Source organism: Mesorhizobium sp. ArgA1 (assembly GCF_053714375.1).
Window position 1 is genome coordinate 1 of record NZ_JBSKBQ010000080.1, and the last position, 1,889, is coordinate 1,889.

At 61.1% G+C, this 1,889-nt stretch carries 2 protein-coding genes, 1 tRNA gene and 2 pseudogenes; 3 read left to right on the top strand and 2 right to left on the bottom strand.

Annotated features, from left to right (window positions below):
* On the top strand, window positions 1-381 hold a 381-nt coding region (locus ACWGTI_RS32320), incomplete at its 5' end, for a UPF0149 family protein (RefSeq protein WP_454590638.1).
* A gap of 38 nt (window positions 382-419) precedes the next feature.
* Window positions 420-620 (top strand): annotated as a pseudogene (locus ACWGTI_RS32325) (DDE-type integrase/transposase/recombinase); the annotation flags it as partial.
* Window positions 621-897: 277 nt separating this feature from the next.
* Here the strand turns inward: ACWGTI_RS32325 and ACWGTI_RS32330 are convergent.
* Window positions 898-1,128, bottom strand: coding sequence for a hypothetical protein (locus ACWGTI_RS32330; RefSeq protein WP_454590639.1), 231 nt, complete (start codon window positions 1,126-1,128; stop codon window positions 898-900).
* Window positions 1,129-1,176: 48 nt separating this feature from the next.
* On the opposite strand from ACWGTI_RS32330, the pseudogene ACWGTI_RS32335 reads away from it, so the two are divergent.
* Window positions 1,177-1,371, top strand: a pseudogene (locus ACWGTI_RS32335) (DDE-type integrase/transposase/recombinase); the annotation flags it as partial.
* A 325-nt stretch (window positions 1,372-1,696) separates the two neighbouring features.
* Here the strand turns inward: ACWGTI_RS32335 and ACWGTI_RS32340 are convergent.
* Window positions 1,697-1,781, bottom strand: a tRNA-Leu gene (locus tag ACWGTI_RS32340).
* Between the last annotated feature and the right edge of the window lie 108 nt (window positions 1,782-1,889).

The following is a 1,889-nucleotide window of genomic DNA, read 5'->3' on the forward strand; positions in this document are numbered from 1 at the left end:
TTCAATCACGACACGGAGGAGTTCTCGGCGATCGCGGCTACGCTCATGCGGCACAACGCGATCAGCGAAACGCTGTCGACGAGGTTCGAGCCACTCTTCCTGCGGATGGCCGGTGGCGGCGTCGACGCACGGCCCTGGTGTATGGGCTTCTATATGGTCATGCAGCTTCGGCTGCTCGCCTGGTCGCGGTTGCTCTCGCCCAATACAATCGAGCACGCCTTGCTGCTGCCGATCCTCTTCCACTGCGTCGACGATGACGGCCGGCCCTTGCGAGTGCCACCGTCTTCGCTCGCTGGCCGAAATGCATGGTCCGACATTCCGGCCGTCGTTGAGGCCATGCGTCAGTTTTGGATGCCGACCCGCTTCAGAACCGGCCGGTAGCCCGGAGGAGAGGCAGGGCCATCTCGTACCGCTTACGGTTCAGCGAGCAGCGCGACCTGCCGGCGGCCAAGCGCTTCTTCAGAAAGGCGCTGGAGCGTCATGGCCGACCGGATCGCGTCGTCATCGACGGGAGCCAGACCAACCACGAGGCGATCGTTTCCTGCGACACCACAAATCGCTTGCAGGATCGCGCCCGGCGCCGGCTGAAGCCGATCCGGATCCGCCGGTGCCAGTATCTACGGATGTATTTGACAAGGGCCGTTCTGCTCCGATGTCCTGGAAGTGTGCTCTTTGGCGTTCTGTCCCGACGGAGGGCCGAGAAAGCGTCGTGTGCAGCAAGGTCAGGTCTGGCCGGCAGGCCACCGCGCGGCACGCGGCTTGGCCTTGACGGAGCGAGCACGTCGCTATCGTGCGCCGCCATCGGGATGGATCGACGAAGCTGATTTTGCTATTCTGACGCGGCTCGGGTGACCCCGTGGCGAAGCACAGGTCTGAGGTTGCACCCTGTCGCGCAGCCTATGTTTGTCGCACCTCATTGGCGGCACCCGGGCGCCCACTCGGCGATTTCTGTTTCCAGGTAGCGACGAAGCGACGGTAGGCTTCCTCGGCATTGCCGATGGTATCGCGCTCGCTGTCGCGGACCGACTTGTTGCTGTAGTCGGCGGCGGATCCCTTGTTCCTGCCGGCCTGCCCGCCATGCGTGCTCCCGACACCCCAATCCCGGTAGGTGGACGGTAGTCGATCCATCCGTGCAGGGGAATGCGGATTGGCGCGCCGGGCCTATTCCTGCCTGATAACAATCGGATCGAACAGGACCATCGGCGCATCAAGCGTCGTGTCCGGCCGATGCTCGGCTTCAAATCGACGGCCACCGCCTCCACAATCCTTTCCGGCATCGAAATGATTCACATGATGCGCAAGCGACAGGCGAGGTACGCCTTCAATCCGAATCCGTCCTTGGCCGAGCAGTTCGAAATCCTCGCCACCTGATTGACGTCGCATCAGGGCTTCTCTGCCCCTATTCAGCCGTTGCAACAAAAACCCACTTTGCCACAGCGCAGGTCGCTATCCACCCTCCTCATAGGATCTGAACAGTTCGCCCGTCTGTCCGTCACCGCTCCGCCCGATTCACTCCCACTGATTTTGATCCTCAAAGCCAGACGACCGATGGGGTAGTGTGGCAGTCAATTCTGAAGGCGCTGAGTTTCGAAAGATCGACCGCATTTCGTCGATTCTGATCTAACCTAGCTGGGCACCTGGCTCGGGGCTGAAGACCCTCGGCGGAATGACCGACGAAAGTGTCAAGAGAAGAAGATGGTGCGGGTGGTCGGAATCGAACCGACACTCCTTTCGGAACTGGATTTTGAATCCAGCGCGTCTACCAGTTTCACCACACCCGCACATTTGCCGCCGATTCTAGCCCAGGCTCTCAGCTCGACTTTGTACGTTTAGGTGGTGAAGCACAGGGCTTGCGCCATTCGCAGGATGCGCTCTGGCGGGATATTCTC